This window comes from Collinsella tanakaei (assembly GCF_016902615.1).
Lineage (GTDB): Bacteria > Actinomycetota > Coriobacteriia > Coriobacteriales > Coriobacteriaceae > Collinsella > Collinsella tanakaei_A.
Genome location: NZ_JACJMB010000051.1, coordinates 1 through 7612, shown reverse-complemented (window position 1 = coordinate 7612; position 7612 = coordinate 1). Strand labels below are relative to the sequence as shown.

Here is a 7612-nt window from a genome sequence, read left to right as displayed (position 1 = left end):
CCCCGAAGCCCACCCCGGCACCCGAACCGGAACTTCCTGCCGGATACCCCGAGAACCTCACCGAGGACGCGTTCTGCCCGGGCACCCTGCTGAGCGAAATCTCGTATCTGCTCCCTTTGGGCGCCGACGTCATGGGCATCCTGAACGAGTACTACCACATCGCGCGACTGCGCGGCACGCTCGCATGCTCCCGCAACCGCGCGACGTTCCCTCTGGGATACGCGAAAGACGGCGTCCGCAGCTATGCCACGATCCGCATCCGCCGCAACACGGCAAGCCACGGCGCGCCCTGGCTTATCGACGCCTGCACCGTCGACGACGAGCCTGCAGACCGATAAGCCCAGCTGTGCGCACGGCAGAGCTGCGTCCCAAGCACGCGCCGAACTCATCGCTCGCGCAACCCATATCCCGCTCCAACCAGCACGAAAAAAGGGGCTGCGGCCCGCTTCCCTGCGGACCGCCGCCCCGATCGTCGGCACCGAATGCAGCTTAGCGCCACGCACCTGCCTAGTCGCGCGTGAGCTTGCGATGGATGCGGTGCGGCTTCGCGGCGTCCTCGCCCAGGCGCGCCACGCGGTTCTCCTGGTAGGACGCGAAGTTGCCCTCGAACCAATACCAGGTGCCGGGGTTCTCGTCGGTACCCTCCCACGCGAGGATGTGCGTCGCCACGCGGTCGAGGAACATGCGGTCGTGGCTGATGACCACCGAGCAGCCCGGGAACTCGAGCAGCGCCGCCTCGAGCGACGAGAGCGTCTCGACGTCGAGGTCGTTCGTGGGCTCGTCGAGCAGCAGAAGGTTACCGCCCTGCTTCAAGGTGAGCGCGAGGTTCAGGCGGTTGCGCTCGCCGCCGGACAGGACGCCGGCGCGCTTCTGCTGGTCGGAGCCCTTGAAGCCGAAGCTCGCCACGTACGCGCGGCTCGGCACCTCGGTCTCGCCCACGAGCATGCGGTCGGTACCGCCCGACACGACCTCCCACAGCGTCTTATCGGGGTCGATGCCCTCACGCATCTGGTCGACATAGGAGATCTTCACGGTCTCGCCGAGCTCGATGGTGCCCGACGTGGGCTGCTCGGCGCCGACGATCATCTTGAACAGCGTCGACTTGCCCACGCCGTTCGGGCCGATGACGCCCACGATGCCGTTGCGCGGCAGGGTGAAGGACAGGTCATCGATCAGCACGCGGCCGTCGAACTCCTTGTGCAGGTGCTCGACCTCGAGGACCTTCGCGCCCAGGCGCGGGCCGACCGGGATGCGGATGTCGGTGTAGTCGAGCTTCTGGCTTGCGCGGGCCTCGGCCTCCATCTCCTCGTAGCGCTCGAGACGCGCCTTGTTCTTCGCCTGACGGGCCTTGGGCGAGCTGCGCACCCACTCGAGCTCGGCGGCCATGCGCTTGGCGAGCTTGGCGTCGCGCTGGCCCTGCGCGGCGATGCGCGCGGCCTTCGTCTCCAGGTAGGTGGAGTAGTTGCCCTTGTAGGGATACAGGTGACCGCGGTCGACCTCGCAGATCCACTCGGCGACGTTATCCAGGAAGTAGCGGTCGTGCGTGACGGCGAGCACGGCACCCGGGTAGTTGTGGAGGAAGTGCTCGAGCCACAGCACGCTCTCGGCGTCGAGGTGGTTCGTCGGCTCGTCGAGCAGCAGCAGGTCGGGCGCCTCGAGCAGCAGCTTGCAGAGGGCCACGCGGCGGCGCTCGCCGCCGGAGAGGACGGACACCGGCATGTCGGCGTCAGGGCACTGCAGCGCGTCCATCGCCTGGCCGAGCTTGCTGTCGATGTCCCAGCCGTCGGCGGCGTCGATCTCGTCCTGGAGCTTGCCCATCTCCGCCATGAGGGCGTCCATGTCGCAGTCCGGGTCGCACATCTCCTCGCCGATCTTGTTGAAGCGATCGACCTTGGCGAGCAGGTCGCCGAACGCCATGCGGATGTTCTCGATCACGGTCTTGTCGTCATCGAGCGGCGGCTCCTGCTCGAGCAGGCCCACCGTGTAGCCCGGCGTGAGGCGCGCCTCGCCGTTGGAGACCTCCTCCTTGCCGGCCATGATCTTGAGCAGCGTCGACTTGCCCATGCCGTTCGGGCCAACGACGCCGATCTTCGCGCCGGGATAGAACGACAGCGTGACGTCGTCCAAGATGACCTTATCGCCATGCGCCTTGCGCGCCTGATACATGGTGTAGATGAACTCTGCCATGATGCTCCTTATATCGAACGATGCGATGCTCAGCGCGCATATTGTCGCATGGAGACCCCGCGCCGTGCGAGGGCTGCGCGGTAAATCCACGGCCGTGCGCGGCGTGGGCGCGCGTCGATGGCGCTCTCGTGAACGGGCGCCGCGAGGACATCTTCTGCCGTCGATGCGGGAATGATGACAAGGACGCACCCTGCCTGTCATCATGACAGGCGAACAGATCTTGCAAGCGAGGAGGACCGCCATGGACCAGCCCATACCCGCCGGCGCTGAGGCCGGCACCGATACGCCCGAGACCGCGTCGGACCGTCTCGAGATCATCATGGGGAAAGAGGGCGTCGCGCGCCTCGAGGCCTCGCGCGTGCTCGTGCTCGGCTGCGGCGGCGTGGGCTCGAGCTGCGTCGAGGCGCTCGCGCGCGGGCGTGTCGGCACGCTCGCCATCGTGGACAAAGACGTCGTCGCACCGAGCAACATCAACCGCCAGGCCATCGCCTTCACGAGCACCGTCGGGCGCAGGAAGATCGACGTCATGGCGGCCATGATCTCCGATATCAATCCCGCCTGCACCGTCATCGCGCGCGACGCGTTCGTGCTGCCCGACAACCTCGAGGCCACCATCGACGCGGTGCGCGATGCCTGCGGGGGCGAGCTCGACTGCATCGTCGACGCCATCGACACCGTCTCGACCAAGATCGCGCTCGCCGAGCTCGCCGAACGGCGCGGCTGGCGCCTCATCAGCAGCATGGGCGCTGCCAACAAGCTGATGCCCGATGCCCTGCGCATCGCCGACATCTACGAGACCTCGCGCGACGCCCTCTCCCGCATCGTGCGCAAGGAGTGCCGGCGGCGCGGCGTGCGCCACCTCACTGTCCTCTACTCCACCGAGGAGGCAGTCTGCCACGTCCCCAGGCAGCCAGACGGCAGCCGCGGGGCGCTCGGCACCGCATCCTACATGCCGCCCATCATGGGGCAGATGATCGCAGGCTGGGTCATCCGGCAGCTCTCCGGCGTGGGCGCGGATGCAACACCCACCGAATAGCGGGAGGCGAACCATGCACCTGGTGGACATGCACTGCCATCTCGACCTTATGGCCAACGGACCAGCCGTCGCCGCCCAGGCCGCGACGGTCGGCCTCGGCATCCTGAACGCGGGCGTGACGCCCGATGCCTTCCGCGCGGCGCGGGCGGCCTATGCGAACGCACCGACCGCCCGCTGCGCGGCGGGCCTTCATCCCTGGTGGATCGACGACGGGCGCTGCGGTGCGGCCGATGTCGACCTGCTGGTGGAAGAGCTTGCGCGCACGCCCTTTGTGGGCGAGGTCGGCCTCGACTTCGCCGCTCGCCATCGAGCGAGCGCCCCCGCCCAGACCGAGGCGTTCGAACGCATCGCGAAAGCCTGCGCCGACCATCCGCTGCCAAAGCGCCTGCTCACCATCCACGCCGTGCACGCCGCGAGCACCGTGCTCGACATCCTCGAGCGCTACGACCTCACGCGCTCCGCCGCCTGCATCATCCACTGGTTCTCCGGCACGAGCGACGAGCTTGCCCGCGCCCGGCGGCTCGGCTGCCTGTTCTCGGTCAACGAGTTCATGCTCGCCACGCGCCGCGGACGCGAGTACGCGCGCCAGATCCCCACCGATCGCCTGCTTTTCGAGACCGACCTGCCCTCGCATGACGGGCCGGGGTCTGCCGCCGAGCTCATGGCCTCGCTCGAGCGCACGCTCGCGACCGTCGCCGCGCTGAAGCGCACAGAGCCCTTCACCCTTGCCAACGAGGTCTGCGCCCACAGCTGCGAGCTGCTCGACCTGCATGGCGCGACGCCGGAACCAACCCCGACGGAGACCGCCGCGCCGTCCACCAACGAGGCCGTATAGCGCCCGCTCGCCCGGGTATGGACGTAGTAGAGGGCGCACCCGGCGACCCTCGCACGTCTCGTCGAGAAGGGAGAGATCATGGTCGAGTCCATCGCCCTGCTGCTGCAGATCATCGTTCCGCTGGTAATCGTATTCGTCCTGCTGGAGGCGCTCTCCTTCGTCCTGCCGAACGTTATCCACCGCTGGTGGGTGCGCTTCAGCCCCGACGCCGACGCACCTGAACTCACCTGGTCGGCGCACGCCGAGACCTTGGCGCCCGCAGGCGTGGCGTCGCTTGCCGGCAAGCCGCTCAACCCCGCAGCCGCCCGCCCGCTCATGAACAGCCGCCCGATTCGCCAGGCGGCATAGGTGCGAGCTGCCCTGGCACCGCGGCACGGCACATCTGAAACACGCGATGGGGTCCCGAAGGACCCCATCGTCATGTCGTGCGTATCTGTTTCGAATCGCCCGTGCGTGCATCCTACCTCGTGACGCGCAGCAGGTCGGGCACGGTATCGATAATCGCATTCGCCTCGTCCTGCGAAAAACCGAAGCGCTCCTCGCGCTTGGCGACCACGAACAGGCCCGCCGCGCGGCCGGCGGCGATGCCGTACGCGGAGTCCTCGAGGCAGCAGCACGCGCTCGCCGGCAGACCGAGCAGATCGAGCGTATGCAGGTAGATCTCCGGATCCGGCTTGCTTTCATGGAACTGCTCGCCCGATACGATGGGGTCGAACCGGCCAGCAAGACCGCACGCGTCGAGCACCTGCAGGATGTTCGCCATCGGCGATGAGGAGGCGAGCGCCACGCGCACCCCCATCTCGTGCAGCGCCGCAACCGTCTCGACGACACCCGGGTTCAGCAGGTCCGCATAGGGGCGTGGGCGCGTGGCCGCCCACGCGTTGTAGATGGCCTCGGCCTCATCTCCGCTCATGCGCCCTCGCCCGCCGCGCTCCATCCACTTCACGAGGCTGCGCTGGAACGCCTGATGGCTCATGCCGACCTGGTTTTTGCGCTCCTCGAGCGTGATACCGAGGCCCAAATCATCACTCAGATGGGCCAACTCGTCGAAATAGAACTTCTCGGTGTCGACGATCACGCCGTCCATATCGAAGATGACGGCCTTGAACGGAAACGGCATCGAATCAACCTTCCCTTGCCGATGGAACTGACAGACGCCCCGTGCGAAAGCGGCGCGCGGGGCAGGCACACAAAAGCGGCCCGCCGCGCACGTGCGACGGGCCGCAGACGCAATCCGCTAACGGCGGTTCGCGCGATAGAACTCGATAAGCGCCTTGGTGCTCGCGTCTTGCGCGTTCATGGCGTCGTCGTCGTGGAACGCCGGGGTGATCTGCTTGGCGAGCTGCTTGCCGAGCTCCACGCCCCACTGGTCGTAGGAATCGAGGCCCCAGACCGTGCCCTCGACGAACGTGATGTGCTCGTAGAGCGCGATGAGCGCGCCCACGGCGTGCGGCGTGAGGTCGATGCCGAAGATGGAGGTCGACGGGCGGTTGCCGGTGAACACGCGCGCCGGGACCATCCACTCGGCCGTGCCCTCGGCGCGGACCTCATCGGCGGTCTTGCCGAAGGCGAGGGCCTTGGTCTGGGCGAGGAAGTTGCCGAGGAACAGCTCGTGCACGTCCTGGTCGCCGTCCTTCGTGGGGTTCGGGGTGTTCACGAAGGCGATGAAGTCGGCGGGGATGAGCTGCGTGCCCTGGTGGATCAGCTGGTAGAAGGCGTGCTGACCGTTCGTGCCCGGCTCGCCCCAGAAGATCTCGCCCGTGGCGGTCGTGACCGGCGTGCCGTCCCAGCGCACGCTCTTGCCGTTGGACTCCATGGTGAGCTGCTGCAGGTAGGCGGCGAAGCGGTGCAGGTACTGGTTGTAGGGCAGCACCGCATGGCTCTTCGCACCGAAGAAGTTCACGTACCACACGTTGATGAGGCCCATGAGGGCGACGACGTTCTCCTCGAGCGGCGTGTTCTGGAAATACTCGTCCACGTCGTGGAAGCCCTTGAGGAAGCACGCGAAGCGCTCGGGGCCGAAGGCGATGATGAGGGAGAGGCCCACCGCGGAGTCCACGGAGTAGCGGCCGCCGACCCAGCTCCAGAAGCCGAAGGCGTTCTCAGGGTCGATGCCGAAATCCGCCACGAGGTCGAGCGCGGTGGAGACGGCGACGAAGTGCTTCTTGATGGCCTCGGCGCAGCTCTCGTCGGAGCCGTCGATGGCGCCCGCGGCCTTCAGGGTCTCAAGCAGCCAGGTCTTGGCCTCGCGCGCGTTCGTGAGCGTCTCGAGGGTGGTGAACGTCTTGGAGACGACGATGACGAGCGTGGTCTCCGGGTCGAGGCCGCGGACCTTCTCGGCCATGTCGTTCGGGTCGATGTTCGAGACGTAACGGCAGTCGATGCCGGCATCCGCATAGGGCTTCAGGGCCTCGTAGACCATGACCGGGCCGAGGTCGGAGCCGCCGATGCCGATGCTCATGACGTGCTCGATCTTCTTGCCGGTGACGCCCTTCCACGCGCCGGAGCGGACCTTCTCGGCAAAGGCGTACATGCGCTCGAGCACCTCGTGCACGTCGGCGACGGTGTCCTGGCCGTCGACGATGAACTTGCCGGCGTCCGTGGCGGGGCGGCGCAGCGCGGTGTGCAGCACGGCGCGGTCCTCGGTCGTGTTGATGTGCACGCCGGCGTACATGGCGTCGCGGCGCTCCTCGATGCCAACCGCGCGGCCGAGGTCGACCAGCAGGCTCATGGTCTCATCGGTCACGAGGTTCTTGGAGAGGTCGATATGGAACTCGCCGAGGTCGTAGCTGAGCTTGGACACGCGGTCGGGATCGGCGGCAAACCAGCCCTTGAGGTCCACGCCGGCGGCGGTCAGCTCGTCGTAGTGCTTCTGCAGAGCTGCCCACGCAGGCGTGCTCGTGACATCGATGGGTGCGGAAACGGTAGACATGCAGGTCCTCCTCGTTCTTGCGGGCGCGCACCGGCGCCCAACAGTCAGGTGGCTTCATTCTAGCGCAGCGTCCCGCCGCGACATCGCCAAACCGGACAGCGCTGCCGCAAACGTTACAACACCGCCCGCGAGGAACGAAAAGGCCCCGTGCCTGCCGTTCGGGAACCGAAAAACGGAGGCGGAGGCGCCCCGAGGGCCCGGCCCACTCCCCAATCGTCGGCCGCCCCCTCGGGGCGGCGGCCCCCGGACGGTGCCGTGCGCATCCGCACGTGCCGTTTGCCGAAAACCCCATCCCGTTCATTCTCTATTCCCAGCATCCATTCGGCCGTCTTGCCGCCGGCGCCGCGCACCGTGGGATACTAGTCGATATATATGCCGGATGCGGATCGGCCGGCTTCGAAACCGAGAAAGGAATCGCACATGGTGCATATGAACGGCACATGGCGCGACCGGACGAGGGACCTCGTCCGGCGCGGCGCGCTCGCGCTCGGCATCGCGACCACCGCGCTGGGGGCCGCGGCGGCGCCGGCGCTCGCGCTCGACGCGGACGACCTCGGCTACGCAAAGGCCCACGAGGCGTACAACTTCACCCCCGGCACCTCGAACATCCGCCTCCAGACGG

General features: G+C 67.4%; 8 protein-coding genes. 5 read left to right on the top strand and 3 right to left on the bottom strand.

The genetic code is table 11. The annotated features are described in order from the left end of the window. Nucleotides 1-338 (top strand): hypothetical protein (locus H6A21_RS10535; RefSeq protein ID WP_204562740.1); only part of this gene is annotated, 338 nt, incomplete at its 5' end. Nucleotides 339-507: 169 nt separating this feature from the next. On the opposite strand, the gene ettA is transcribed toward H6A21_RS10535, so the two are convergent. Beyond that, nucleotides 508-2187, bottom strand: coding sequence for an energy-dependent translational throttle protein EttA (gene ettA / locus H6A21_RS10530; protein ID WP_204562739.1), 1680 nt, complete (start codon nucleotides 2185-2187; stop codon nucleotides 508-510). Nucleotides 2188-2428: 241 nt separating this feature from the next. Here ettA and H6A21_RS10525 point away from each other — a divergent pair, with 241 nt between their 5' ends. The 3 genes from H6A21_RS10525 (at nucleotide 2429) to H6A21_RS10515 (ending at nucleotide 4406) form a co-directional block, all read left to right on the top strand. Beyond that, nucleotides 2429-3223, top strand: coding sequence for a tRNA threonylcarbamoyladenosine dehydratase (locus tag H6A21_RS10525; RefSeq protein WP_204562738.1), 795 nt, complete (start codon nucleotides 2429-2431; stop codon nucleotides 3221-3223). A gap of 13 nt (nucleotides 3224-3236) precedes the next feature. Beyond that, nucleotides 3237-4058 carry a TatD family hydrolase gene (locus H6A21_RS10520; protein ID WP_204562737.1) on the top strand — a complete coding sequence of 274 codons (822 nt, stop codon included), beginning with the start codon at nucleotides 3237-3239 and terminating at the stop codon, nucleotides 4056-4058. A gap of 78 nt (nucleotides 4059-4136) precedes the next feature. Then, nucleotides 4137-4406 (top strand): hypothetical protein, encoded by a 270-nt coding sequence (locus tag H6A21_RS10515; RefSeq protein ID WP_204562736.1) that lies wholly within the window; start codon nucleotides 4137-4139, stop codon nucleotides 4404-4406. A 112-nt stretch (nucleotides 4407-4518) separates the two neighbouring features. On the opposite strand, the gene H6A21_RS10510 is transcribed toward H6A21_RS10515, so the two are convergent. Both H6A21_RS10510 and pgi read right to left on the bottom strand, forming a co-directional pair. Beyond that, nucleotides 4519-5178 (bottom strand): HAD family hydrolase, encoded by a 660-nt coding sequence (locus tag H6A21_RS10510; RefSeq protein ID WP_204562735.1) that lies wholly within the window; start codon nucleotides 5176-5178, stop codon nucleotides 4519-4521. A 117-nt stretch (nucleotides 5179-5295) separates the two neighbouring features. Next, on the bottom strand, nucleotides 5296-6990 hold the full coding sequence (gene pgi / locus H6A21_RS10505) for a glucose-6-phosphate isomerase (RefSeq protein WP_204562734.1): 1695 nt from the start codon (nucleotides 6988-6990) through the stop codon (nucleotides 5296-5298). A gap of 420 nt (nucleotides 6991-7410) precedes the next feature. Between pgi and H6A21_RS10500 the strand changes: the two genes are divergently transcribed. Further along, nucleotides 7411-7612 (top strand): hypothetical protein (locus H6A21_RS10500; protein ID WP_204562733.1); only part of this gene is annotated, 202 nt, incomplete at its 3' end.